We start from the raw sequence: 25,461 nt of genomic DNA, 5'->3' as shown, positions 1-25,461 counted from the left end.
CGTGGCGGACGGCACCGCATCCTGGCGTCTGAAATGGACGCGGCTGCTCCTGCGCGGTCCCTGGCTGGTGGGCCTGTTGCTCCTCGCCCTTCTGGTTCTGCGCTACCAGGATCCGGCGGTGGTGCAGAAACTGCGCTTCCTGCAATTCGACTTCTTCCAGCAGATGGCGCCGCGACCCGATGCCAAGGCACCGGTCGTCATCGTCGACATTGACGAGGAAAGCCTCGCATCGATCGGACAATGGCCCTGGCCCAGGACCGTGCTCGCGGATCTGGTGGACAAGCTCACGGCGGCGGGCGTGGCGGCGATCGGCTTCGACGTCACCTTCCCGGAAGCTGACCGCTCCGCCCCCGGCTGGTTGTTCGACGCCCTCGACAATGGCTCCATGGGTGCCATCGAACCCGATTTCATGACCGGCCCCTCGAATGACGAGATTTTCGCCGAGAGCATGCGCAAAAGCCGCGTCGTGCTGGGCATCTCCGGCACCAACCGGATGAGTGCCAAGGGCGACAAGCCCATCGCCACACCCTTGGGCGAGATCGGCGGCGATCCACGCCCCTTCATCGCAGCCTATGCCGGCATCGTCAGCAACCTCACCGAGCTTGATCAGGCGGCCAGCGGGCGGGGTGCCTTCTCGCTGCGCCTCGAGAGCGACAATATTCTGCGCCGCGTGCCGGCGCTGATCCGCGTCGAGCAACAAATCTATCCGGCCCTGGTGATCGAATTGCTGCGCGTGGCGCTGGGCGAGCCCAGTCTCTCGATCCGCAGCAATCAGCACGGCATCGACAGCATCATCGTCAAGCGGATGCGCATTCCGACCGACCAGACCGGCAGCATCTGGGTGCGCTACCAGGCGCGCGATCCGGGCCTCTATGTTTCGGCGGCCGATATCGTTGCCGGCAAGATCCCCGCGGAAAAACTCGCCGGCCGCATCGCTCTCGTCGGCACCTCGGCGGCCGGGCTGGAGGATATCGTCGCAACGCCGCTGGGGCCGGTGCCGGGTGTCGAAGTACATTGGCAGATGCTGGGCTCGATCCTGAGCAATCAATATCTGACCCGACTCAGCTACGCCGATGCGGTGGAACTGGCTGCGATCCTGGTGATCGGCCTCCTCATCATCTTCCTGATGATGCGCCTGCGCGCGCGGTGGACGGCGTTGCTGCTGCTGGGCCTGTTGGCGGTCCTTGGCGGTGCTGCCTGGTATGCGTTCAGCCAGCACGGCCTCCTCTTCGACGCGGTCTATCCCGGCATTGCGACGCTTCTGCTCTATACCGCGCAGGTCTATGTCAATCATTACGTCTCGGAGCGGCAGCGCCGTCAGGTCAGCGACGCCTTCGGCCGCTACCTCTCGCCGATCTTGGTACAGCGCCTCGCCAAGGATGCCTCGCATCTGCAATTGGGCGGCGAAACCAAGGATATGACCATCCTCTTTTGCGACATCCGCGGCTTCACGCAGATTTCCGAACGCTTCAAGGGCAACCCGCAGGGGCTTACCACCCTCATCAACCGCTTCCTGACGCCCCTGAGCGAGGAAGTGCTGCATCACAACGGCACGATCGACAAATATATCGGCGATTGCATCATGGCGTTTTGGAATGCGCCGCTGGACGATCCCAATCATGCGCGCAATGCCTGCAGCGCGGCGCTGGCCATGTTCTCCGCCCTGGAGCGACTCAATGTCGAGCTGGCCACGGAAGCGCGCCAGGTCTCCGAGCAGGACCGCCTGCCGCGAGTCTATCGCCGCCTGAAGGAACTGGGCGATGAGGAGAATGAGGAACGGCTGCAACTGGCGGCGATCCTGCGCAGCAGCGCCAGCGAGGGCAATGCCTATGCCCAATACACCTTGGGCAAGGCCTATCGCGACGGTCTCATCGGCCAGCGCAGCACCGACGAAGCCGTGCGCCTCTTTGCCGCGGCGGCCGCGCAGGGTTTCCCGCCCGCACAACGCAATCTCGGTGAGCGGCTGGCGCGCGGCGATGGTGTCGCCCGCGACGAGGTGATGGCACTCCACTGGCTGACGCTGGCGGCCCGCGACGGCTTGGCCGCTGCCGAGGAAGTCCGCATCGAATTGATGCAGCGCATGCCGGTGACCGAGATCACCAAGGCCGAGCGTCGCGCCCGCGCCTGGCGCCCCAGCAGCCTGCGCCATGGCATCGTGCACATGCAGATGGGGATCGGCATCAATTCCGGTGAATGTGTCGTCGGCAATATGGGCTCGCGCCTGCGCTTTGATTATTCGGTCCTGGGCGATGCGGTCAATGTGGCGGCGCGGATCGAATCCCAATCCAGCAATTACGGCGTCGGCATCGTGATCAGCGAATCGACCTACGCCCAGGCCGAGGATTTCGCCGCTCTTGAAATCGACCGGGTCATCGTCAAGGGCAAGAGCGAGCCGATCCGCATCTATGCGCTGCTGGGTACGCCCGATCTCGCCCAGAGCGCCGAGTTCCGCGATCTCGCCTGGCGTCATGAAGCTATGCTCCAGGCCTATCGCGAACGGCAATGGCAGGAAGGGCTCCAGCATATCGATGCCTGCAAGGAATTGTGGCCGAGCCTCGAGCCGCTTTACGAACTCTACCGCGACCGCATCGAAAACCTGATCAAGGACCCGCCGAGCCCCGATTGGGACGGCGTCTTCGTCGCTCTCAAGAAGTAGCGCCGGCGCGCCTTCCGCTCTGCAAACGTTCCACGGGAACAAATCCCCTTCCGTCCTGTTACGAAGGTTGAAACAGGCGCATCACGGCCCGGGGCCAGGTTGCGCCTCTGTCGACGTTTGTTCCAGGGAAGCGGGGTTCGAGTGAGCGATGGTCCGATGGTGCCTCTGTCGCTATTTCTGCAGGCGATTCGACGTTTCGGCGCGAGATACGCACCGGGATCCGAGCGGGCCTTCGGCTTGAGGCGGCGGCGATTCACCAATCTCGTCGGCCTCATTGCGACGCTTGGCCTGCTGGTCCTGGTGGCGGCCACGGCGGCGGTGCTCATTTCCCAGAATCGCGATGCCGCCGCCCGCGCGCTTGAGGCGCAGAACGTTCCCACGAACATCATGCGCGTGATGAATCTGCTGCAGCGGGCCGAATCCAGTCAGCGCGGATTCCTGCTGACCGAGGATCCGGAATATCTGGCGCTCTATGAGGACAGCAAGACGCGTCTCATGGCCGCCACGGCGAATCTCAGAGGATCGATCACGGCAAATACCGTCCTGCAGCCGGAATACGTCAAGCTCGAGGCATCGATCGATGCCAGGATCGCCGAGATGGAAGAGGTTCTGACGCTCTTCCGGACGGGAGAACCCGACCGGGCCCTAGCTCTTGTCCGCACGGCGGTGGGCAAAGGCCATATGGACCGTATCCGCGATATTGTCGGCGGGATGTGGCAGGAATCGCAGCGCCAGTCCTCGGCATGGGTCGAGGAATGGCAGGCCAACAGCAATTGGCTGTTCGGCGTCCAGATTGGCGCCGCGATCCTGGTGCTGCTTGTCTCGGCGGTGGCCGCCTTGGGGGCCATCCGCTATCTGCAGGCGCTGGAGAAATCCGAACAAGAGCTGCGCCTGGCCAATGAATCGCTTGAAGATCGGGTGCGCGCACGCACGGCGGATCTCGAGGAGGTGAACGAGGAAGTGCAGAAATTCGCCTATATCATCAGCCATGATTTGCGCTCGCCGCTGGTCAATGTGATGGGCTTCTGCTCCGAGCTTTCCGAAATTCGTGCCGAGATCGCGGCGCGGGATTCCGGCGATCCGGCCAGTACCGACACGCAGCCGCGCAGTTCGGCCGAGATCGACCGGGATTTCGCCGAGGCCCTGACCTTCATCCAGCAATCGGCCAACAAGATGGATCGCCTCATCAATGCGATTCTCAAACTGGCACGGTCCGGGCAGCGGGAATTCCGCAACGAGAAACTGCCCATGGCGAGCATTCTGAAGGACATCGTTTCTGCGTCAAAACACCGCGCCAATGAACTACAGGCCGAGATCGTTGTTGAAGATGTCCCGCCCGTTGTCGCTGACCGCCTGGCAATCGAGCAGATCTTCGGCAACCTCCTCGACAACGCGCTCAAATACCTCAGCAGCGATCGGCCCGGGCGCATCGTCATTCGTGGCAGGCGCGATGGTGCGAAGGTCGTTTATGACGTGGAGGACAATGGGCGTGGCATCGCGGAACACGATATGGGGCGCATTTTCGAACTGTTCCGTCGCGGCGGAAAACAGGACACGCCCGGATTCGGGATCGGTCTGGCCCATCTGCGTATCCTGGTGCGCCGCCTCGGCGGGAAGATCACGTGCCGCTCCGCACTCGGCAAAGGCAGTACCTTCACGGTGACCCTGCCGCAGAACCGTCTGGCTGAATGAAGGAAAGATCGACCATGAACGTCCCGGTAGAAATGCCCATACGCATCGTGATGATCGAAGATGACGAAGGCCACGCCCGGCTGATCGAGCGGAACATCCGCCGCGCCGGCGTCCATAACGAGATCGTGTCTTTCGCCCTCGGGCGCGAGGCGCTGGAATTCGTTCTCGACGCGGCAAATGGCGCCGAATCGCATCTCGATGTCAAATTGCTGGTCCTGCTCGACCTCAATCTCCCCGATATCGGCGGTCTCGACATCCTGCGCCAATTGAAGGAGAACGAGCGCACCAAGCGCATTCCGATCATCGTCCTTACCACCACGGATGACCGGGTCGAGATCGAAAAGTGCTACGATCTCGGCTGCAGCGCCTATGTAAAAAAACCGCTGGAATACGATGCCTTTGCGCATTCCGTGCGCCAGCTCGGGCTGTTTTTCAGCATCATCGAGCTGCCGCCAACCTGAACGATGGATATCGTGCCGAACAGAACCCCCAAGATCCTCTATATCGATGACGACCTCGGCATCTGCCGGCTGGTTCAGAAAGATCTCAAGCGGCTGGGGTATGACATAACCTGTGTTCGCTCGGGGGCCGAAGGGCTGGCTGTGCTGCAATCGCAGGCCGTCGATATCGTCTGCCTCGATCACTTTCTCGAAGGTGAGACGGGCCTCGACGTGATCGAACACATCCTTGCCATGCCGAACCGGCCCGCGATCATCTACGTGACCGGCAGCGAAGACATCAATATCGCCGTTTCCGCCTTGAAGGCGGGTGCGGTGGATTATGTGGTGAAGGACGTTCAGGGCGCCTTTCTGACGCTGCTCCGCCGCAGCACGGGTGCCGCGATCGATCAATTGCGCCTGCGGCGTGCGAAGGAACTGGCCGATCAGGAAATCGTCGTCGCCAACGAACGATTGCAGCGCCTTACCGAAAAGCAGGCGATCCTCCTGCACGAGATGAATCATCGAATCGGCAATTCTCTCCAGCTCATCATTTCGATGATCCGGCTGCAGGCTTCTGCGATACCGGACGAGAACGCCAAGACGGTCTTGCGCCAAGCCGCGGAACGCGTCATCGCGGTGGCCCAGGTGCATCACCGCCTCTATACGTCGGATGATGTGCAATCCGTGCCGATGCGGCCCTATCTCAACAAGCTCATGGAGGATCACCAGATCCTGGCCGGCGATCGCAGGAGCCAGCTCACGGTCGAAGTGGCCGACATCAAGTTGCCGACCGATCAGGCCATTTCCGCTGGCATCATTGTGAGTGAATTGGTGACGAATTCGGTCAAATACGCCTATCCCGAAGGTGGCGGCCCGATCCGCGTCGAACTGGGTCCGGTCGAGCCGGGTCAGATACGCCTCCTCGTCGCCGACAATGGCGTCGGCTTCACCCCAGGTCTTCAATCGCGCGGCACCGGTGTCGGCAGCAAGATCGTGGAGGCGATGGCGCGTTCGCTGCGAGCCAAGCTCGAGGTTGTTTCCGGTCCGACCGGCACCCGCGCCATTGCGGTGTTCCCGGTCCCGGATCACGCAGCGATCGGCACCGGCGATAACTCGGCGGCCTAACGGCTCGGCGAGGTTCGGTTGCCGAGGGTGTGCTCGCGCGGGTGATTTCCGGCGGCGATCTCCGTGAGGATCGCCTTCAATGCATTGCGCGCGCGCGTTGTCTGGCGTTTGATCTGTTCGGCGCTGCAGGCACGGACATGCGCGATATCGGCCTGGCTCAGCTGATGGTCGCGAGTCAGGATCAGAATTTCGCGCTGACTGGGGGAAAGGCGCCAGAAGGCCGCGCGGAATTCTTCGCTGTGATCGCCCTCGCCGGTGGACAAGGAATGAGTATCGCCCGAGACGCGCTGCGACCGCGGCAGATCGCAATAGGCCTGATGCAGAAACGCCAGGCACCACGCCTTGAAATTGATCTTCTGCGAAAATTGTGCGCTGTCGTTCAGCGCACGCAATACCGTCTTCTGCGTGAGACTGTTAGCCAATTCGTCATCGGCTGTCAGCACCAGCGCCACGGCACGTATCTGCGGGATCATGTCGACCAGGCGCGCCCGGAATTGCGCGTCTGCCGTGATTCGACTTCGTTGCATGTCCCTCTCCCGTTTCCGCAATTCGCGCCCGTATTCGGTTCCGTCGGCACGTTTAGGCGGAAGTCATTTTTGCCGGTCATCGGCCTTAAGCTGATCGATCAATGCCGCGAGGTCCGCCGGCAGTGGCTCGCTGACCACGTGATTGAACAATTCGTTAAGTTGATTGTCGAACCAATGATCGCGTTGAATCTGGGGCTTCTGCGGGCCCGGCGCGCCCATGGTCTTGGGCTGGTTCACTTTCTCATTCATATGTCGCCTGATTGTAATGGTCACGTTTACCGCGCCGTTCCGATTTGATCCGTGACCGTTGAAGGACGCCCCAACATGATTGCCAGCCCGCAATTATGCCTATCGAACAACCGGTTCTGCATTTTTCTGTTCGAGTTATGGAACCTGGAAGCGCCCACACGGTTCCAATTGCTGAAAAAAAAAGCGGGCAGAGTCGCCCGCATCTGGCAAAGGGGTGGCGCTGCATGCGTGTCGAATCCGACGAAATTATTAACAATATCAAATACCTGCGTCGCTATGCGCGCGCTGTGACCGGATCCCAGGAATCGGGCGATCAATATGTCCGGGCCTGCCTGGAAGCCATTCTTGCCGACCGGGAATTGCTGCCGACGGGGCAGGACGTGAAGCGCGGAATCTTTCGCCTCTTTCACCAGATCGCACGCGGGACGCCGCGCGGCGCAACGGACGAGGACATGACCGCCGGCAAGCCCCGGGACCTTCCGCGCAATCTCTCGGTCGATGCGCGCCTGCAGGCATTGCCCATGTCGGAGCGGGAAATTCTCCTGCTGACCTCGATCGAGCGTTTCTCTCATGCCGACGCGGCCTACATTCTCGATGTCTCGCCGGAAGAGATCGACGGCCTTCTCGCCGCCGCCTGGAAGGCGGTCAACGAACAATTGGCGACCTCGGTATTGATCATCGAAGACGAGCCGATCATCGCTCTCGATATTGCCGCATTGGTGACCGATCTCGGACATGAAGTTGTGGCGTCGGTTGCCTCGCAAAGCGAGGCCATTGCGGTCACGAAGAATGTGCGGCCGGGCCTTATTCTGGCCGATATCGATCTGGGTGCCGGCGGTTCGGGCATTGCGGCGGTGAAGGAAATCCTGCGCGGCTTCCAGGTGCCGGTCATTTTCGTGACGGCCTATCCGGAACGCCTGCTGACCGGCGAGCGGCCGGAGCCGACTTTCCTCGTCACCAAGCCGTTCGATATCGACACCCTGAAGGTCACGATCTCCCAGGCCCTGTCCTTTGCCACGCCGGAGCAGCCCGTTCGCGCGGCCATCTGAACCCGGGGCTGGGTAGGTCCGGCGCGTCTCTGTATGGCGGTGGCTGGCGGTCTACCCGGCCCGCGGTTGCTCTCAACCCAGCCGGCCATGTGATGATCAACACCCTCTTTCAATCCCTGCAGCGCCGACTTGTCCTGATCTTCGGGCTGGCGCTCTGCGTCCCTTTTGCGTTCGGGATCTGGGCCAGCCTCGATCTTTACGAGGATGCTCTGCGTTCGGCGCGCGAGACGACCCAGGGCTATGCCATGCTGGCCTCGAATTACGAGACCAATGTGCTCTGGCAGACTCACCAGATCGGGGAATCGCTGATCAATGATGCCAGCATCCTGGCCATGGCCGGGGATAGCTCGGACGGGGGCAATCCGGGCGCCGCGGATGTTGCCCGGTGCCGCGCGGTGATGGCGCAGGCCATCGCTCCCTTTCCCGATCTTGGCAACGTCACGCTGTTCGGGCTGGATGGCAATGCGCTTTGCCGAGGTTTCGAGGCGCCGCAATCGCGCAATGTACGGGAACGGCCCTGGTTCCGCGCGGCGCTGGCGCGCACCGCGCCCAGCTATAGCGGCTATGAAATATCGGCGCGGCTCAACGAACCGATCCTCCTCTATCTGCGTCCCGTCATCGGCGCAGATGGGAAGGCCCTCGCCCTTCTGGCGCTCAGCATCCGGATGAACTGGCTGCGTTCGATCGGTCAGGAGCCGGGCCTGCCGCCCGATGCCGAGGTCACCCTGCTGGATCGCGACGGCGCCGTTCTGGTCAGTTCCTCGGGCAAGGACGATACCGGTGCCGGCCAATTGCCGGATGCGACTTTTATCCAGGCGATCGCCAAAGGCGGCCTGCGCCGCTTCGAGGCCAGGGGTACCGATGGCGTGCCCCGGATTTATGCTGTCAATGCGCTTGCACAGAACAGTATCTTTGTCCTCCTCGGCATGTCCCGCGACGCCGTCATGGGACCGTTGCGTCTCAGCCTGATGACCCAGCTGGCGGCCATATCCTTCGTCAGTATCGCCGGGATGATCGCCGCCCTCATCGCCGGGCGTATCCTGGTCACACGCTGGACCGACAAGCTGACGACCGCTGCCGCCACCGGCAGGCTCGGCGCCATCGAGATCGATTCCGAATTGCATGGTGCGCCGCGCGAGATTCGCGTTCTGGCCGAGACGCTTCAGAACATGGCGACCCGTATCGAGAATCGCGAAGCCGATCTGCGTCGCGCCCTCGATCGCGAACGCGCGGTGGTACGCGAGATTCATCACCGCGTGAAGAACAACCTGCAGATCGTCACCAGCCTCCTCAATCTCTATCAGCGGCAATTGCCGAATGACCGGCCGGATCATGGCTTTTCCGAATTGCAGACCCGCATCCGGGCCCTGGCCCTCATTCATCGCCAGCTCTATGAAAGCGAAAATCTCAAGGAGGTCGAGCTGGCTTCCTTCATGGAGCGGCTGTGCCGGCTGCTGCAGGATGGGTCCGGCCTGCCGCCGGGCAGTGTCAGGGTCGAGGTCGAGGTGCCGCCGATCCGGATGCTCGACGATTGCGTCATTCCGCTGGCTTTGCTGACGACCGAATTGCTGATGAATTCGCTGAAGCATATCGCCGCGGATGGGCGCAACGGATTGATCCGCGTGAAGCTGACCGTGAGCGCGGATTGCGGGGGCGAACTCGTCATCTCCGACGACCGGCCTTTCTCCAGCGATATCGCCGCGCAAATGCCGGATCCAGGCAGCATCAGCGGTCGCCTCATCGATTCCTTTGCCCGGCAGATTGGCGGGGCGCTCAGTCGCATTGATCCGCCCGAATTCGGCTCAATCATCCGTTTCAGCATCAAGAAACCGGCGCCCCCCGATGGCGGGATGGCCGACCTCTAGGCCGCGTTGCCGGGGCAGGGGCCGGTACTGTCCCGGATCACGATTTCGACCGGCAGGATGGTTTCGATGGGGACATCCGCCGCCGTTTCCCGATGCATGGCCAGCAGCAGGATTTCGGCTGCCTTGCGCCCGGCTTCATGCTGCTGGATGCGGATCGTGGTCAGGCGCGGGCGCAGCCATTCCAGGAACGGCATGTCGTTGAATCCGGTGACCGATACATTCTCCGGGCAATCGAGGCCATGACGGCGCAGGCAATCGATGGCGCCCAGGGCCAGGCGGTCATTGGCGCAGAGCAATGCAGTGAACTTGCGCCCCGTCTGCAGCAGTGTATCGACGCAGCGCGCACCCTCGGCCTCGTCGAAACGCGTCGCCTCGACGATCAGTTGCTCGTCGCACTCGATCGACAGATCGGCCGCCGCCTTGCGAAACGCCGTAAGGCGGAGTTGCCCGGTTGAGAGATCCTGCGGGCCGGCAAGATGCGCAATATGCCGATGGCCCAAATCGCGCAAATGCCGCAGCATGCCATGGATACCGGCATCCTCGTCATTGACCACATAAGGAATATCGGATCGCTCGACACGGCGGTTGAGTGTCACGACGGCCAGGCCCTCTTCGGCCGCCTGCGCGATCGATGGGTCGCTGCGCAAGGCGGCGGCGTGGATGATGCCGTCGACGCCGCGATCGCGCAGCACATTGACCAGCCGCCCCTCGCGCTCGCGCTCGCTGTCGGTGTTGACGATGATCGAGGCATAGCCCAATGGCTCCAGCACGCTTTCGATCCCGCGCAGGATCGGCGGGAAGATCACGTTGGTGATATCGGGGATCATCACGCCCACGGTCATTGTCCGGTTGGTGCGGAGACCGCTCGCGATCCGGTTGGGGCGATAGCCCAGCATGTCGGCGGCTGCGCGCACGCGGTTGGCGACCTCCTCGGTAATGCTCTTGCATTCATGGGGATCGAGTGCGCGCGACACAGTCGAGACATGCACGCCCGTCACCTTGGCGATGTCTTTCAGCGTGACGCGTTTCTTCAGCATGTTTCGACCCCGATTTTCCCGACCTTCTACAGGCCGGCTCGATTCCGCGCAATCGTTTGCAAATATTCCTTGACCTGGTCGCTGGCGCCATGATAGGTCTTTGTGCAATCGTTTGCACATTCTTTGTGCGCGAGATGGTGATATCCAAATACGCTGCGTTGCAGCAAAAAAAACGAGAGAAATGCTGCATTGCCGGGACAGGGTCCGGCAGGATGCGGCGATCGCAGGACCAGGTTTGAAACCGCCCCGCCCATCTCGCATGGGCTTTGAGGGCGGTATTTAGTGCAATCGATTGCATAAAGACAATCGAGTCAATCGACCAATGGGATGGAAACGATTCAACGGGAGGGAAGGCATGAAGATATTTGGAACGCTCGCGGCCTTGGCGGCGAGCGCGCTGATCGCAGGCAATGCGGCGGCGCAGGATCTCAAGATCGGGGCATCTTTGCCGTTGACCGGCGGCCTTTCGATCAGCGGCGAAAAGCACAAGCGCGGCTACGAACTTTGCACCAAGCTGATCAATGAGGCGGGCGGCATCTTGGGCCGTCAGGTCGAACTGGTGGTCAGCGACAACCGCTCCGACCCCGCGACCGCGATCAACCAATACGAACGCTTCATCAATGTCGACAAGGTAGAGGCCGTTTACGGCACCTTCTCCAGCCGCCTGACCTATCCGATCGCGAACATCCTCGCCAAATACAACATGGTCCACACCGTTCCCTCGGGCGGTGCCTTGCGCATCTATTCGCAGGGCTACAAGAACCTGTTCTACTTCCAGGTCAACGCCGCCGAATACACCGGCAAGGACGTCGTGGGCGTGATCAAGGAATCATTGGCGGCGGCGGATGCGCCGAAATCGGCCGCGGTGGTCTATGCCGACGATTTCTTCGCCAACGCGATCGCTGCCGGCCTCCTTGGCCAGAAGGTGATCAATCCCGCCAACGACCAGGAAGTGGCCGATCTCGCCCCCGGCTATCTCAAGGATACCGGGATCGACGTGGTGATGGAGGAGAAGTGGCCGGAAGAAGGCTTCAACGATTGGCTCAACCTCGCCAATTCGATCAAGCGTTCCGGCGCCGAAATGATCATCGGTCTCACCGCTTCCGCGGAAGAGGCGGTGCAATTGACCCGGGCCTTGAAGACGGTCGGCGCCACGCCGAAACTGGTCTATCTCAGCCAGGGCGCCCAGGTGGAATATATCGAGGGTGTCGGCAAGGAATCGGCCGATGGCGTCCTCATCCACACGACCTGGCACAAGGATGTGAATTTCCAGGGCCTGCTGGCCGGGAAGCCCTTCAACAACGCCGATTTCGTGAAGGCCTTCGAAGCCGAATACGGCACCGAGCCGGATGAGGACAGTGCCATTCCCTTTGCCGTCTGTCAGGGCGTCGAACAGGCGATCCTCGGCGCGGGGTCGACCGATAACGCGAAGATGCAGGAATGGCTTCGCGCACGCACCAAGGCTGATCCGGTCAAGACCGTGCTTGGCAATTTCGCCTGGGATGAAGTCGGGCTGCCGCTCGACAAGAAGCACATCATGACGCAATGGCAGGATGGCGTGATGAAATTCGTCTATCCGCAGGGCGAATTCGACGGTGTCGTGCCGTTCCGCTACCCGAAGACCGGGTTCTAAAGGTTACGCGGCCGGAGGTCTTGCCTTCGGCCGCGCCTCTGGATCCAGCTTTTCCGCCAGCAAGGTCGTCGCCCATGCTCGAAGTCAAGAATCTCTGCAAGCATTTCGGTGGCATCAAGGCCGTCGACGGAGTCTCGTTCACGGTCGAGCGTGGCTCGATCACGGCGCTGATTGGCCCCAACGGCGCCGGCAAGACGACCGCCTTCAATTGCATCAGCCGCACGGCGTTGCCGACCGATGGCGAGGTCTGGCTGGATGGCGAGCGGATCGATCACTTGCGGCCCCACAAGATCACCGCCAAGGGATTGAGCCGCACCTTCCAGATATCGCGCAACCTTGCCGAGATGACGGTGATCGAGAACGTGATCGTGCAATCGAAGGTCCATGGTTTCGCCGGCCTCTTTCGCCCGGCCATGTCGCGGGAAGAAAAAGACAAGGCGCTCTCGATTCTCGATTTCCTCGGCATCACCCGCATCGCCTATGAGGACGGCAGCAATCTCTCCTATGGCCAGAAGAAGCTGATGGATCTGGCGGCCCTTCTCATGTCGGATCCCAAGATCATCCTGCTCGACGAGCCGGCGGGCGGCGTCAACCCGACCCTGATGGAAGAAATCGTCGGCCATATCCGCGCCCTCAACGACAAGGGCCTCACGGTGCTCATCGTCGAGCACAACATGGATCTGATCATGCGCCTCTCGCACAAGGTGGTGGTGATGGCCCATGGCCGTGTCATCTGCGACGGCACGCCCGACATCGTCCGGAAGGACCCCCAGGTGCTCGAAGCCTATCTCGGCGGCGTCCTCGACGCGGAGGCCGCGTGATGGCCGAACTTCTCCAGGTGACCGACATCGTCGCCGGCTATGGCGACGGCCCGGCCATTCTCGACGGCGCCCATCTCACGGTCGAACCCGGCAAGGTGCATTGCATCATCGGCCCCAACGGTGCCGGCAAGTCGACGCTGCTGAAGGCCATTTGCGGCATGCTGACCATTCGCCGCGGCGAGGTGGTGTTCAAGGGCGAGCGTCTGAACGGCCTCAGGCCCGACCAGATCTTGCGCAAGGGCATCTGCTTCGTGCCGCAGGAGCGCGCCCTCTTTCCCAAGATGACGGTGCGCGAGAACCTGCGCATGGGCGGCTACATCCTCAACGACACGAAGGAACTTGACCGCCGCATCGATGCGATCTTCGACCGCTTCCCGATCCTCCGGGAGCGGGCCGAACAGCATGCCGGCACCATGTCCGGCGGCCAGCAGCAGACGCTCTCCATGGCGCGCACCCTCATCATCAAGCCCGACATCGTCATGCTCGACGAACCCTCGCTGGGCCTCGCCCCGAAGATCGTCCAGGAGATGTTCAACATCATGAAGATGATGTCGGAGGAGGGCGTCACCGTCCTCCTCGTGGAGCAGAACGCCCTCATGGGTCTCAGGAACGCCGATTGGGGCGTGGTGCTGGATCTGGGGCGCACCCTGTTCGAGGGGCCGGCCGCCGAAATTCTCGCCGATCCGCGTATCCAGGAACTCTATCTCGGCGGCAAGAAGGCCGCCTGAGGAAAGAATGTGATGGCTGAGTTTATCCAAATCCTGATCCTGGGCGTCGTCTTGGGCGGTGTCATTGCCCTGATGGGTGCCGGCCAATCGCTGATCTTCGGCGTCATGCGCATCGTCAACCTTGCGCATCCCGCCCTCATCATCGTTGGCGCCTATATCGCCTATTGGGGCTACACGCTTTGGGGCATCGACCCGATCGTCATGCTGCCGGTCTCGACTTTGGCCATGGCCGGGATCGGCCTCGTCATCTACAAGCTGGTCTTCGAGAAGGAAGCCAAGAGTGCGCGCTATTCCGAGATGACCGTCCTGCTGGCCGTGGCGCTCGCCATGATCATCGAAGGATTCCTCGGCGGCGTATTTACCAACACCCAGCGCGTCACCTCGCCCGAATATGCGACCGATGCCTTTTTCGTGGCCGATGTGTTCATCCCCAAGGGTCAGCTTTATGCCGGCATCGTTTCGCTCCTGATCATTGCCGGCCTCTCGCTGTTTCTCAAATATTCACGCCTCGGCTATGCCATCCGCGCCACGACACAGAACCGCGAAGCGGCCGAACTGCTCGGCGTCAACGTAAAACTGGTCTGCGCCATTTCCTTTGCGATCGGCATCGGTCTTGCCGGCGCCGCGGGTGCCCTGGTCAGCTTCGTCTTCAGCTTCTTCCCGGCAAAACAATGGGAATGGATCGCCATGTTGATGTCGGTCGTGGTGCTGGGGGGCATGGGCAGCATTCTCGGCACCGTGATCGGCGCGGTTCTCCTGTCGGTCATCGCGGCCTTCGTGGGCACCTGGATCGGTTCCACCTGGTCGACCATGACCTTCTTCCTCGCCTTGTTTGTCATCCTGCTGTGGCGGCCCCAGGGTCTGTTCGGCGAACGACCGGAGATGGTGTGATGGGCAGCAGCGTGACGAATCCCGGACTGGGCAATACCAGCGCCAGCGCGGTGCTTGAAGCGCGCCGGGTGCATAATGAGACGCTGGCGCAGAAATCCGATCAGGCCCGTGTCACCTGGTTCCCCTGGGCTCTGCTGGCGGTACTGGCGGCCCTGCCGCTACTGCAATTCGTCGGTAACTACAATTATGTCCTGCATCTGGTGCTGTTCACCTTGTCCTTCGCGGCGATGGCGGGCGGCTGGAACATCATCGGCGGCTTTGCCGGCTATGTGTCCCTGGGGCACGCGGTCTTCTTCGCGATCGGCGGCTATTTTGCCGGCATGCTTTGCGCCCGCTACGGCATCTCGACCCTGATCACGGCACCGGCGGCCGGCCTTGCGGCGGCAATGGTCGGCTATGTTGTGGGTCTCATCACCTTGAAGGTGCGCGGCCCCAGCTTCATCATCTCCTCGATCGCCCTCCTCATGATCGCGCGTATCCTGTTCGATCACTGGACCTATATCGGCGGTTCCAACGGCCTCTCGCTGCCGGTCCCTGATCTCCCCGTGCAATGGGCCAAGCTTCCCTATTATTATGCCTTCCTGGTGATCGCGGCCTTCACCGCCTGGGCCACCTACCGCATCAAACATTCTAAATTCGGCCTCGGGCTCCGCGCCATCGCCAAGGACGAGATCAAGGCGGAGAGTGCGGGCATCAACACGCGCTTCTACAAGGTGCTGGCCTTCGCGCTCTCGGCCTTCTTCGTCGGCATGGTGGGCGCGGTCTGGGGCGAATACATGACCTATCTCCGCCCTAACATCTTCCTGGTGATCCAGGTATCGGCCAGCCTCGTCCTCATGTGCATCCTGGGCGGCAAGGGCACCGTCGCCGGGCCGATGGTGGGCGCCATCCTGATCGTGGCTTTCAACGAAATCTTCGCAGCCACGCTCGGCGCCTCGGAATTCAACATCCTGGCGACGGGCCTCGTCATGATCCTGGGGCTCATGTTCTTTCCGCTGGGTTTCGTCGGCACGCTCGCCAAGAAGGGCAAGTTGCCCCGGTTCCTCAATTGGGATTGACGCAGATGCCGGAATTCGTCCTCTACAACGCGCCTCAATCGACCTGCAGCCAGCGGGTGCGCTACACGCTCAACGCCAAGGGCTTGGGTTTCGAGGAGCACAAGCTCGACCTCTTCAAGGGCGATCAGCTCCATCCCGATTATCTGGCGATCAATCCAAACGGCGTGGTCCCAGCCTTGCTGCATCACGGCCGTACCGTCATTGATTCCGCGGTGATCATCGAATATCTCGAGGACATCCATCCCGAAACGGCACCGCTGCGCCCGCTGGATCCACTGCTCGTGGCCGAAATGCGCTCGATGATGCGCTTCATCGACGAGGTGCCGACGCCGGCCGTGCGTGTGCCGTCCTACAACCTTGCCTTCCTGCCGCATTTTCAATCCATGAGCGAGGCCGAGTTCCAGGCCTTGGCCGACAGCAAGCCCTTGCGCCGCGAATTTCTGCTGAAGATGGGCCGCACGGGTTTCCCGCAGGCCGAGATGGACGAAGCTCTGGGTCGCCTCAAGCGCAGCATCGACCGCATGGCGGTCTGGCTGGAAAAAAGCGGCGGCCCCTGGCTGATGGGAAGGGCGATCAGCCTCGCCGACATCGCCATCATGCCGGTGATCGTGCGGATGGACGACATCAACCTCAATCATATGTGGGACGCGGCGCCGACGGTTGACCGCTGGCTTGAGGCAATTCGGGCGAGTGCCCCTTTCGAGGCAACCTATTATTTCGGCTCGCTCCTCACCGAAAAATATCCGCATCTCCAGCAATTGAAGCGCCCTGCCGCGAGGGCCAGCGCATGATCCGGGAAAGCCGCCAGCCATGAGCCAGATCAAGAAGCCGCACCAGTTGATCTCCGGTGAGAAGGACGTCACATCCTTCGTGCTGCGCGCCATGGCGAACACAGATGACCCGCGCCTGCAGGCGATCGTCACCTCGCTGGTGACCCATCTCCATCAATTCGTCATGGAGACGCGGCCGACCGAGCAGGAATTCGAATTCGGGCTGCGCTGGCTGGCGGCTCTCGGCCAGCATACCAACGAATCCAACAACGAGGTGGTGCTGGCGGCCGATGTGCTGGGGATCTCGACCCTGGTCGATCTCATCAACAATGACGGCTTGCAGGGCGAGACCATGTCGGCGTTGCTGGGGCCGTTCTATCGCGGTGACGCACCGATCTGTGCCGCCGGGGATTGCATCGCCCGCGCAGGCACGCCGGGACCGCGCATCTATTTCTCCGGCCGCGTCACGGGTGTGGATGGCGCCCCCATCGCCCAGGCCAGCCTCGATGTCTGGCAGGCCTCGCCCGTGGGCCTCTACGAGAACCAGGATGCGAGCCAGCCGGATCTCAATCTCCGCGGCAAGTTCACGACCGATCGGGAAGGGCGCTTCGCCTTCACCTCAGTGAGGCCCGCCGGCTATCCGGTGCCGACGAACGGTCCCGTGGGCGATCTCCTCCGGGCACAGAACCGCGCCCCGATGCGCCCCGCCCATATCCATTTCATCGTCTCGGCGCCCGGCCACAAGACGCTCATCACCCAGGTCTTCTTCGATCATGCGGAGGCTCTGGAACAGGATGTCGTCTTCGGCGCGAAGCAGCCTCTGGTGGGTGGCTTCGTCGAACATCGCTCGGCCGATCCCGCCTATCCCGGCGCCGAGCCGCCCTTCTTCAGCGCCACCTATGACTTCAAGCTGGTCCCCGGCACGCCCTGTTTCCCGGTGCCGCCGATCACCGGCAAGACCCGATAAGGAAGTTTCGAATGTCTTCAGATCACCCGCTTGCCAACAAGGTCGCCATCGTCGCCGGCGGTTCCGGCGGCATCGGTGCCGAGACCTGCCGCCTCATGGCCGCTTCCGGCGCCAGGGTGGTGGTCGGCTACCGCACCAATCAGGGGAAGGCGGAAGAGATCGCAGCGGCACTTCCCGGCAAAGGCCACATCATCCTGCCGATCTCGATCGAGGAAAGCGCCAGCATCACGGGCTTCCGCGATCAGGCTCTGGCGGCGATGGGGCGCGCCGACATCCTGGTCAACACCGCCGGCATAACCAAGCCGGTCCCCCATGGCGATCTTGACGCGCTCACTGACGAACTCATCGACCAGATTTTCGTCAACAATTGGCGCGGCGTTTTCTCGACCATCCGTGCCTTTGCGCCGGCCTTGAAGAAGAGCGGCGATGGCCTTGTCGTCAACGTTTCCTCCATCGCCGGTTTCACAGGCGTGGGTTCCAACGTCGCCTATTGCGCCGCCAAGGCGGGGATCGATGTGATGACCAAATCCTTGGGCCGCGCGCTGGCCCCCGAGATCCGTGTCATGGCGGTTTCGCCCGGCATGGTCGATACCCAATTCGTCCCCGGCCGCGGCAAGGAAGTCACCGAAAAGGTGGCGGCGACGACGCCCTTGAAGCGGCTTACCAGCCCGCTGGATGTCGCCGAGGCGATCCTCGCTTGCGCCACCAGTCTCAAATTCTCGACCGGCACCAAGATCGTGGTCGATGGCGGGAGGCACCTTTGATGCTGCCCAAGATCATCATCACTTGCGCCGTTACCGGCAACATCACGACGCGCGAGAATCATCCGGGCCTCCCGGTGACGCCGGAAGAAATCGCCAATTCCTGCCTCGAGGCCGCCGATGCGGGTGCTGCCATCGTGCATATCCATGTGCGCGATCCGGAAACCGGCAAACCCTCGATGGCGTTCGAGCACTATAAGGATGTGGTCGAACGCATCCGCGCCAAGAACAGCGCGCTCATCCTCAACCTCACCACCGGCCCCGGCGGGCGCTATCAGCCCAGCGACGACAACCCGGCCATGGCCGGGCCGCGCACCACCCTGCGCCGGCCGGAACTCCGCGTCGAACACATTGCCGCCTTGAAGCCCGAGATCGCGACCCTTGATCTCAACACCATGAATTCCGGCAATGAGGTGGTCATCAACACACCGCCCAATGTGAAGATCATGGCCGACATCATCAACGCCGCCGGGGTGAAGCCGGAACTGGAAGTCTTCGATACCGGCGATATCCAGCTCTCCCATGATCTCCTCAAGGCAGGCGTCCTGAAATCGCCACCGATGTATTCGATCGTGACCGGCATCAAATACGGCTTCCCTTCGAATCCCGACGTGATGGCGACGGCCGCGCGCATGCTGCCGCGCGATGCCGCCTGGACCGGTTTTGGTGTCGGGCGCATGTCCTTTCCCATGGTGGTGCTCTCTTACCTGCTGGGCGGCCATGTGCGCGTGGGGCTGGAGGACAATTCCTACATCGCCAAGGGCGTGCTCACCAAAGGCAATGGCGAATTGGTGGAACGCGCCCGCGATCTGCTGACCAAGCTCGGCGCCGAGATCGCCGGTTCAAACGAAGCCAGGAAAATGCTGGGACTCGCCACATGAGCAAAAAATCGACGCGCGCATCGGAGGAAAACCAAGGCATGGATGCAAACATGGAAATGCGCAAGGTGGAGACGCGCTGGGCTAGGGCCCTCCGGGTGGCGCAGAAATCGCCCGATCTCGACAATCTGCTGATCGAGATCGCCGAAATGGAAATCCCGCGGCCCGGCCCCGGCCAGGTCCTGGTCGAGATCGTGGCGGCGGGGGTCAATCCCAGCGACGTCAAGGCCTCGCTCGGCCACATGCCGCAGGCGATCTGGCCGCGCATTCCCGGCCGCGACTTCGCCGGCATCGTGCGCGAGGGACCGGCTGCGATGATCGGCATGGAAATCTGGGGCGGCGGCGGCGAACTCGGCATCACCCAGGACGGCAGCCACGCGAAATGGATGGTGCTCGACCAGAAGGCCGTTCGCGCCAAGCCGAAGAACTTCACCATGGAAGAGGCGGGCTCGATCGGCGTTCCCTTCATCACCGCCTTCGAGGGCCTGCGCGAGGCGGGCGGCGTGCAGCCGACCGATGTCGTGCTGGTCTGCGGCGGCAATGGCAAGGTCGGCCAGGCGGTGATCCAATTGGCGACCATGGCCGGGGCGACCGTCTTTGCCGTCGAACATACCGAACAGCAGCTCCTCGGCCATCGCAACGGCCCGGTCGAGATGTTCAATCACGGAACCCAGGACGTCGCGGAACTGGTGCGCGAGAAGACCGGCGGCCATGGCGCCGACATCGTCTTCAACACCGTGGGCAGCCCCTATTTCGAGATGGCCAACAAGGCCATGGCGAAACAGGCGCGGCAGGTCTTCATCTCCACCTTCGACCGCGCCGTGCCTTTCGACATCTTCAATTTCTTCCGTGGCCGCCACAAATATATTGGCATCGATACCTTGGCGCTCACCTCGGTCGATGGGGCGCGAATCTTCGACAAGCTGAAGCCGAAATTCGAAGCCGGCATATTGAAGCCCTTCCCGATCAATCCGGCCTCGGTCTACGGATTTGCCGATGCGGCGAAGGCCTATGCCTCGGTGCTGCGCGGAAATCCCGACCGTGTCCTCCTGAAGCCGTAACCCATGCAAGTCACGCGCTACAAAGACGCGAAACCCTATGAGGCGCCGGAACATTTCGACATGAAATGCCTCCGCCTCCAGGGCAGGGAGGCAACCCAGACCGATGCGATCTGGATCGGTCTCTCGCATCTTCTCCCCGGCGGGCACACCTCGTTGAAGGATGCGGCGGTCGAGAAGATCTATATCGTGGTGGCGGGCGAAGTGACGGTGGAATCGCCGACCGGCATCGTGACGCTCGGCTATCTCGATTCCTGCCGCCTGGCGCCGGGCGAGGCGCGGGCGCTCCGCAATCTCACCAATGCCCCGGCCTCCATTCTACTTGCCATGCCGATTTGAAAGTATCGCCTGATGTCCGAAACCGAGAACAGGCTGCTCAGCGTCGTCGAACATTGGCTGCCCAGGATCGAGGTCGCGGGCATTCCCTCGGCCACCGCGAAAGCCGTCATCGCGCGTGCCGGTACCTGGGAGAACTGGCTTGCGACCTGGTCCGACGAGGGCGAGACGCATGCCAGGATGGCGGCGGAAGCCTTGCGCCTCGGCCACCGCGTGACGGCGGGCGAAGCCTATGCCCGCGCCAGCCTCTTTTATCATTTCGGCCAGTTCATGGCCTTCGACGATCTCGCCGCCAAGGCGGAAGCCGCCGCGCGCAAGGTCGAACTCTTTCGCCTCGCCGCCCCTTTGCTGGACCCACCGGGCGAGCTTGTCGAGATTCCCTTCGAGGGGAAAATCCTGTGCGGCTATCTGCGCCGGCCGGGTGGCAAGCTGCCTGCCCCCCTGGTTCTCATCGTTCCGGGTTCCGATTCCACCAAGGAAGAATTCCCGGCCTTCGAGCAACATTTCCTGAAGCGTGGTCTTGCCACGTTCAGCCTCGACGGCCCCGGCCAGGGCGAAGGCCGCTCAGTGGGTCCGTTGCGCGCCGATATAGCACCGGCCCTTCAGGCGACCATGAATATATTGGCGAAGAAACCGGGCCTCACCGGCGCCATCGGTCTCGTCGGCATGGCCTTCGGGGGATTTCTCGCCTTGCGCGCCGCCGCGGAATTGCCGAGCTTGAAAGCCGTGGTCTCCATCAACGGCTTTCACGATCTGGGCGCCCTGTGGGACGCCTTCCCCCAAATCTATCGCGACAACATGGCCTTTGCTCTGGGCGGTGGCGACCTTCGCGCGAAGGCGCGGACCTTCACCCTCGAGGGCGCATCGCCGGTCGGCATGCCGGCGTTGATCCTCCATGGCGGGCGCGACAAGATCTTCCCGCCCAGCGCCGCCGAGGCCAGCGCAGCGCATTGCGCCGATGCCACCTTGCGGATTTTCCCGAAAGGGAATCACGTCTGCAACAACATCCCCTGGGCTTACCGGCCGCAGGTGGCCGATTGGCTGGCGGATCTTCTGGGAGCGCGCCCATGATCCAGGCCGACGAGACCTCGCTCTCGGAAGAGCAGCGCCTGATGCGGCATTCCTGCCGCGCCTTCGTCGACAATGTGGTGACGCCCTTCATCCGCACGAACTGGCGCAAGGAATGGGATATGAGCCCGGAGGACCGGCTGCCGCCGGCGATCCTGGAAGGCGCCGAGGCGATCGGCATCCGCACCCTCGGTGTGCCCGCCGATTTTGGCGGTGTCGAACTTGAGCGCGATGCCGAAGTCCGCACCTTCGCCCTCATCTCCGAGGAGATTGCGCGCGGCGATTCGGGCCTCGCCGATAAACTGGTGCAGAACTGGAAGGTCTCGATCCTGCTCCGCGAACTGGCGCCGAGGCATCTCCAGGAAAAATGGTTTCCGCGTCTCCTCGCCGATCCGAAATTCCTGCTGGCGCATTGTTTGACCGAGCCGCGCGGCGCCTCCGATCGCTGGCTGCCCTATAACGTGCCCGAGGCGGCCATGCAGACCAAGGCCGTGCTTGCCGGCGATCACTGGGTCATCAACGGGCGCAAGCAATTCATCTCCAACGGCTATGATGCCAGCCTCTATGTGGTCTATGCCAATACCGATACCTCTAAGGGCATGCTGCAGGGAACCTCCAGCTTCCTGGTGCCGCGCGGCACGCTGGGTCTCACCATCGCCAAATGCAACGAGACCATCGGCTGCCGCTTCATGAACAATGGCGAACTCATTTTCGAGGATTGCCGTGTGCCGGCCGATCATCTGCTGGTGAAGGATGCGGCCCTGGGCAGCGCCGGGCAATATTTCCGCGCCGGCAAGATCATCCAGGCCGCCAAGAATTTGGGCGTCGGCGTCGCCTGTTTCGAGCGCACGGCGGATTATGTGCAGAATTACGTCCAGGGCGGTCGGATCCTCATCAAGCACCAGGCCGTCGCCTTGCGCCTTGCCGATATGGCGACCAGGATCGAAGCGGTGCGCGCTCTGGTCGATCGGGCGGCGAAGGCGGTCGATGACAACCATGCCGATGCCGATATCCTCTGCAACATGGCCAAGGTCTATGCCTCCGAGGAGATCATGAAGGTGGCGACCCATGCGCTGGAACTCCATGGCGGCAACGGTGCCATGCTGGAATTCGGCATCGAGAAACTCTTCCGCGATGCCGCCATCTTCCTGCATATGGATGCGACGGTGGATATCAGCCGCATGAAGATCGTCAAGAACATGTTTCCGGCCACCGCCGGCAAATATGCCGGCCCGGAAGCCTGAGGCGGCCCCGTGTCGCGTGACATCCGCTTTTCCCTGAACGGTGCTGCCGTCACCGTCGCGGCGCCGGAAGACGAGCCGCTGCTCTTTGTCCTGCGCAACCGTCTCGGATTCCGAGCAACGCATTTCGGCTGCGGGCTCGAACAATGCGGCGCCTGCGTGGTCGGCGTCGACGGAGAGGCGCGCTATGCCTGCACCCTGCCGGTACAGGATGTTACCGGGACCAAGGTCGTGACCGCCGAAGGTCTTTCCGCGCACCCCATCGGTGCCGCCCTTCTCGCCGCCTTCGATTCCGAACATGCCGGGCAATGCGGTTATTGCCTCGCCGGTATCCTGGTGAGCGCCTTTCTGCTGCTCAGTGCCGACCCCGAACCTGACCGGGATAAGATCATCGCCGCCCTCGACAAGCATCTCTGCCGCTGCGGCGCTCATGGCAACATCCTGCGCGCGATCGATCGCGCGGCGGCGATCTTGCGTGAGAGTGCCGCGGGATGACGACCAACGCGCTCCCCAAGAGTCTTCTCGACAATCAGGCGCTTGGCCGCTGGGTTTCCTTCGCTGAACCGGGCCGCGCGCTTATCCGCAGCGGCAAGGTCGAATTGGGGCAGGGGATCGCAACCGCACTGGCGCAGATCGCCGCCGAGGAATTGGAACTGGATCTTGGCCGCATCGATCTCGCCGCCGCCGATACCGATCTCGGCCCCGATGAAGGCCTTACCGCTGGCAGCCAATCGGTGGAAATCTCCGGCGCCGCCCTTCGTCTCGCCATGGCCCAGGCGCGCGATGCCTTGCTGCGCGCCGCCGCCCATCGGCTGGGGTGCGATCCCAAGGATCTCGCCTGCCGCGATGGAACAATCCTTGCCGGAAATGCGGCGACCTCTCTCGATTTCTGGCAGCTTGCCGCCGATATCGACTGGCAGCAGCCGGTGACCGGCACCGTGCCGGTCCGGCTGCGCCAGCATTATGCCCTGGTCGGGCAGAGCGTCCCCCGCATCGATCTTGCTGCCCGGATTCTGAATGGTGGCTTCATCCAGGATCTGCTGCCGCCGGATGTCCTGCACGCGCGGATCCTGCGCCAGCCCTTCCGCCTCGCGCGTCTCAAGGAGATCGACACCGCCTGGCTCACCCGGCGCTATCCCGATCTCACCTTCCTGCGCCAGGCCGATTTCCTGGCGCTCACTGGCGATGACGAATACCGCGTCCATGCGGCACAACTCGACGCCGACAAGTTCGTGACCTGGGAAGAGGTGCCGGACCTCTGGCAACCGGCCACGGTGGCGCCGGCGAAACAGACGACCCTCGGATCGACGCCGCCCGTCGCCAAGACATTCACCGCGTGCTATTCCCGCGCGTATATCGCCCATGCCTCCATCGGCCCCTCCTGCGCGCTCGCCAAATACGCGGATGGACACCTCATCATCCGGTCGCATTCGCAGGGCATCTTCCCGCTGAAGGGCCAGATCGGGAAGATCCTCGGCCTTGCGCCGGATCGGGTGCGGGTGATCCATGTGCCCGGCGCCGGCTGCTATGGCCATAATGGCGCCGACGATGCCGCTCTGGATGCTGCCATCGTGGCGCTCCGGCATCCCGGCCGCACGATCCGCGTGCAATGGTCGAGAACCGATGAACTCAGCCGTGCGCCCCTGGGCGCCGCCATGTCGGCGAGAATCGATGCTGGCCTCGACGCGGAGGGTCGTATCACGCATTGGCGCACAAACGTCATCAGCGCGCCGCATGCGCAACGCCCTGGTTTCGGCGGCGAGGTCAATCTCACCTCCGCCGAGGCGCTCGATCCCGGCCGTCTCCCGAAAGCAATCGACGATCTGCCCGAGATCGCTGGCGGCGGCGCTTCCAGAAATGCCACCCCCATTTACGATCTCCCGCATCGGGAGATCAATGTCGCCCTCGATACATCGAGCCCCATCCGCACCTCCTCCCTGCGCTCGCTGGGTGCCCATCTCAATGTTTTTGCGATCGAATCGGCGATGGACGAATTGGCAGCACTTGCGGGTGCCGATCCGCTCGATTTCCGCCTGGCGCATCTCACCGATCCGCGCTGCCGCGCTGTCCTGCAAGGCGCTGCCGATATGAGCTGCTGGCCGGGCGGTCACGAGATCGGGACGGGCAGGGGGATGGGCCTCGCCGTCGCGCGCTACAAGAACAAGGGCGCCTGGCTCGCGGCGGTGGCCGAGGTCACGGTCGATGAAATGGTGCGGGTGGAAAAACTCTGGCTCTGCGTCGATGCCGGTCTGCTGATCAACCCGGCGGGTGCCCGTAACCAGATTGAAGGCGGCACCGTGCAGGCGGTGAGCTGGGCGCTCAAGGAAGGCATCCAGCCGGAAGACGGCCGTGTCGCGGCCCTCACCTGGGAGGATTACCCGATCCTCAAGTTCTCGGAGGTGCCGCAGATCGAGACGCGGTTCATCATCGATCCGGCCGCATCACCTCTCGGCACCGGCGAAGCATCGCAGGGCCCCGTCACAGCCGCGATCGGCAACGCCGTCGCCCGCGCGCTGGGCCAGCGCATCCGCGATCTGCCGCTCATCCGCGACCGGCTGGTCGCCGCCCTCGATGCCCTTTGACATCGCAAGACCCGTGACATCGCAAGATA

At 62.6% G+C, this 25,461-nt stretch carries 24 protein-coding genes; 21 read left to right on the top strand and 3 right to left on the bottom strand.

Going from position 1 to position 25,461, the window contains the following annotated elements; translation table 11 throughout:
* Position 1 precedes the first annotated feature (1 nt).
* From ACE3PR_RS09705 to ACE3PR_RS09690, 4 genes are all read left to right on the top strand, one after another.
* Positions 2-2,656: a CHASE2 domain-containing protein gene (locus tag ACE3PR_RS09705; RefSeq protein WP_374371111.1), complete on the top strand. Its 2,655-nt coding sequence runs from the start codon at positions 2-4 to the stop codon at positions 2,654-2,656.
* Positions 2,657-2,797: 141 nt separating this feature from the next.
* Positions 2,798-4,348, top strand: coding sequence for a CHASE3 domain-containing protein (locus ACE3PR_RS09700; protein ID WP_374371109.1), 1,551 nt, complete (start codon positions 2,798-2,800; stop codon positions 4,346-4,348).
* A 14-nt stretch (positions 4,349-4,362) separates the two neighbouring features.
* Entirely contained in the window at positions 4,363-4,809 is a 447-nt protein-coding gene (locus ACE3PR_RS09695; protein WP_374371107.1) for a response regulator, read from the top strand.
* A 12-nt stretch (positions 4,810-4,821) separates the two neighbouring features.
* Positions 4,822-5,913, top strand: a complete 1,092-nt coding sequence (locus ACE3PR_RS09690; protein WP_374371105.1) for a histidine kinase dimerization/phosphoacceptor domain -containing protein — start codon at positions 4,822-4,824, stop codon at positions 5,911-5,913.
* Here ACE3PR_RS09690 and ACE3PR_RS09685 read toward each other — a convergent pair.
* Together ACE3PR_RS09685 and ACE3PR_RS09680 are read right to left on the bottom strand one after the other, a co-directional pair.
* Positions 5,910-6,440, bottom strand: a complete 531-nt coding sequence (locus ACE3PR_RS09685; protein WP_374371103.1) for a sigma factor-like helix-turn-helix DNA-binding protein — start codon at positions 6,438-6,440, stop codon at positions 5,910-5,912. The two genes, ACE3PR_RS09690 and ACE3PR_RS09685, sit on opposite strands and share 4 nt — an antisense overlap.
* A gap of 63 nt (positions 6,441-6,503) precedes the next feature.
* Positions 6,504-6,689 carry a NepR family anti-sigma factor gene (locus ACE3PR_RS09680; RefSeq protein WP_374371101.1) on the bottom strand — a complete coding sequence of 62 codons (186 nt, stop codon included), beginning with the start codon at positions 6,687-6,689 and terminating at the stop codon, positions 6,504-6,506.
* A gap of 224 nt (positions 6,690-6,913) precedes the next feature.
* On the opposite strand from ACE3PR_RS09680, the gene ACE3PR_RS09675 reads away from it, so the two are divergent.
* Positions 6,914-7,738 carry a response regulator gene (locus ACE3PR_RS09675; RefSeq protein ID WP_374371099.1) on the top strand — a complete coding sequence of 275 codons (825 nt, stop codon included), beginning with the start codon at positions 6,914-6,916 and terminating at the stop codon, positions 7,736-7,738.
* Between the two features lie 92 nt (positions 7,739-7,830).
* Positions 7,831-9,603: a sensor histidine kinase gene (locus tag ACE3PR_RS09670; protein WP_374371097.1), complete on the top strand. Its 1,773-nt coding sequence runs from the start codon at positions 7,831-7,833 to the stop codon at positions 9,601-9,603.
* Here ACE3PR_RS09670 and ACE3PR_RS09665 read toward each other — a convergent pair.
* On the bottom strand, positions 9,600-10,640 hold the full coding sequence (locus ACE3PR_RS09665; RefSeq protein ID WP_374371095.1) for a LacI family DNA-binding transcriptional regulator: 1,041 nt from the start codon (positions 10,638-10,640) through the stop codon (positions 9,600-9,602). The genes ACE3PR_RS09670 and ACE3PR_RS09665 overlap by 4 nt on opposite strands.
* 355 nt (positions 10,641-10,995) lie before the next feature.
* On the opposite strand from ACE3PR_RS09665, the gene ACE3PR_RS09660 reads away from it, so the two are divergent.
* From ACE3PR_RS09660 to ACE3PR_RS09590, 15 genes are all read left to right on the top strand, one after another.
* Positions 10,996-12,273: an amino acid ABC transporter substrate-binding protein gene (locus ACE3PR_RS09660; protein ID WP_374371093.1), complete on the top strand. Its 1,278-nt coding sequence runs from the start codon at positions 10,996-10,998 to the stop codon at positions 12,271-12,273.
* 74 nt (positions 12,274-12,347) lie between these two features.
* Complete coding sequence (locus ACE3PR_RS09655; protein ID WP_374371091.1) at positions 12,348-13,094, top strand: ABC transporter ATP-binding protein; 747 nt, start codon at positions 12,348-12,350, stop codon at positions 13,092-13,094.
* Entirely contained in the window at positions 13,094-13,822 is a 729-nt protein-coding gene (locus tag ACE3PR_RS09650) for an ABC transporter ATP-binding protein (protein WP_374371089.1), read from the top strand. Before ACE3PR_RS09655 ends, ACE3PR_RS09650 begins: the two co-directional genes overlap by 1 nt.
* A 12-nt stretch (positions 13,823-13,834) precedes the next feature.
* Complete coding sequence (locus ACE3PR_RS09645) at positions 13,835-14,713, top strand: branched-chain amino acid ABC transporter permease (RefSeq protein WP_374371087.1); 879 nt, start codon at positions 13,835-13,837, stop codon at positions 14,711-14,713.
* The gene (locus tag ACE3PR_RS09640; protein ID WP_374371085.1) at positions 14,713-15,771 is read left to right on the top strand and encodes a branched-chain amino acid ABC transporter permease; all 1,059 of its coding nucleotides are present in this window, start codon (positions 14,713-14,715) and stop codon (positions 15,769-15,771) included. Before ACE3PR_RS09645 ends, ACE3PR_RS09640 begins: the two co-directional genes overlap by 1 nt.
* Before the next feature lie 5 nt (positions 15,772-15,776).
* Positions 15,777-16,562, top strand: coding sequence for a glutathione S-transferase family protein (locus tag ACE3PR_RS09635; RefSeq protein WP_374371083.1), 786 nt, complete (start codon positions 15,777-15,779; stop codon positions 16,560-16,562).
* 19 nt (positions 16,563-16,581) lie between these two features.
* Entirely contained in the window at positions 16,582-17,508 is a 927-nt protein-coding gene (locus tag ACE3PR_RS09630) for a dioxygenase (RefSeq protein ID WP_374371080.1), read from the top strand.
* Positions 17,509-17,519: 11 nt separating this feature from the next.
* On the top strand, positions 17,520-18,272 hold the full coding sequence (locus ACE3PR_RS09625) for an SDR family NAD(P)-dependent oxidoreductase (protein ID WP_374371078.1): 753 nt from the start codon (positions 17,520-17,522) through the stop codon (positions 18,270-18,272).
* Positions 18,272-19,150 carry a 3-keto-5-aminohexanoate cleavage protein gene (locus tag ACE3PR_RS09620; protein WP_374371076.1) on the top strand — a complete coding sequence of 293 codons (879 nt, stop codon included), beginning with the start codon at positions 18,272-18,274 and terminating at the stop codon, positions 19,148-19,150. The genes ACE3PR_RS09625 and ACE3PR_RS09620 overlap by 1 nt, the downstream gene beginning before the upstream one ends.
* A gap of 38 nt (positions 19,151-19,188) precedes the next feature.
* Positions 19,189-20,208, top strand: a complete 1,020-nt coding sequence (locus ACE3PR_RS09615; protein ID WP_374371073.1) for a zinc-binding alcohol dehydrogenase family protein — start codon at positions 19,189-19,191, stop codon at positions 20,206-20,208.
* 3 nt (positions 20,209-20,211) lie between these two features.
* The gene (locus ACE3PR_RS09610; protein ID WP_374371071.1) at positions 20,212-20,544 is read left to right on the top strand and encodes a cupin domain-containing protein; all 333 of its coding nucleotides are present in this window, start codon (positions 20,212-20,214) and stop codon (positions 20,542-20,544) included.
* 12 nt (positions 20,545-20,556) lie between these two features.
* The gene (locus ACE3PR_RS09605) at positions 20,557-21,612 is read left to right on the top strand and encodes an alpha/beta hydrolase family protein (RefSeq protein ID WP_374371068.1); all 1,056 of its coding nucleotides are present in this window, start codon (positions 20,557-20,559) and stop codon (positions 21,610-21,612) included.
* Positions 21,609-22,853: an acyl-CoA dehydrogenase family protein gene (locus ACE3PR_RS09600; RefSeq protein ID WP_374371066.1), complete on the top strand. Its 1,245-nt coding sequence runs from the start codon at positions 21,609-21,611 to the stop codon at positions 22,851-22,853. The genes ACE3PR_RS09605 and ACE3PR_RS09600 overlap by 4 nt, the downstream gene beginning before the upstream one ends.
* Positions 22,854-22,862: 9 nt before the next feature.
* The gene (locus ACE3PR_RS09595; RefSeq protein WP_374371065.1) at positions 22,863-23,345 is read left to right on the top strand and encodes a (2Fe-2S)-binding protein; all 483 of its coding nucleotides are present in this window, start codon (positions 22,863-22,865) and stop codon (positions 23,343-23,345) included.
* Positions 23,342-25,432 (top strand): molybdopterin cofactor-binding domain-containing protein, encoded by a 2,091-nt coding sequence (locus tag ACE3PR_RS09590; protein ID WP_374371062.1) that lies wholly within the window; start codon positions 23,342-23,344, stop codon positions 25,430-25,432. Before ACE3PR_RS09595 ends, ACE3PR_RS09590 begins: the two co-directional genes overlap by 4 nt.
* Positions 25,433-25,461: the final 29 nt, after the last annotated feature.

Source organism: Dongia sp. (genome assembly GCF_041909655.1).
Lineage (GTDB): Bacteria > Pseudomonadota > Alphaproteobacteria > Dongiales > Dongiaceae > Dongia.
This window is presented reverse-complemented; position numbering and strand designations above follow the sequence as displayed.